The sequence below is a fragment of the Vibrio sp. 10N.222.55.C6 genome (assembly GCF_041473395.1).
Classification (GTDB): domain Bacteria; phylum Pseudomonadota; class Gammaproteobacteria; order Enterobacterales; family Vibrionaceae; genus Vibrio; species Vibrio crassostreae_C.
Map to the genome: position 1 here is coordinate 1 of NZ_JBFRSD010001134.1, position 572 is coordinate 572.

General features: G+C 32.9%; 1 protein-coding gene. It reads left to right on the forward strand.

Going from position 1 to position 572, the window contains the following annotated elements:
• A partial coding sequence (locus AB4486_RS27875; RefSeq protein ID WP_372120050.1) for a hypothetical protein occupies window positions 1-572 on the forward strand: 572 nt, incomplete at both ends.

The following is a 572-nucleotide window of genomic DNA, read 5'->3' on the forward strand; positions in this document are numbered from 1 at the left end:
GTCAGGAGAATTGATTAGTAAACTTGGTGAAATAACATCAAAAATACATAAAATCGAAGAAAGGCTGAGTATATTCAAAACAGATGAAGCCGTTAAAACAGAAAGAAAAAACGCCAGTTACAAATTTAAAAATACATTTAAGAAATATGCATCTGAATTAAGAGTTAAGCCCTTCGATGATGAGAGGTTTTATTTGCTATATGAAATTCCCGCATTTCCAAGACAGGGTGTTGAACTATTGAAAACTCTTTTGGCCTATAATTTTACATTTGTCGAAACCATCAAGAAAACAGAATATGTTCACGTACTACCGTTTGTTTTGGATGCAATCTTTGAAGGTGATTTCGAAGATGAAAGTAAGGATGAGATACTTAGATTCATTAAGAGGCATACATCGTTAAGTCAACAGATTATATTTTCGATCGCCGATTCAAAAAGCAATGTACATTCAGCGGAATCATATAACATTAAGCATTTTAATAATGAAGCAAATCTTATTTGCATCGGAGAAAACACCAAACAAAGATCATTTCTTACCGAATACAACGGGGAATGTGACGAATATATCCAAG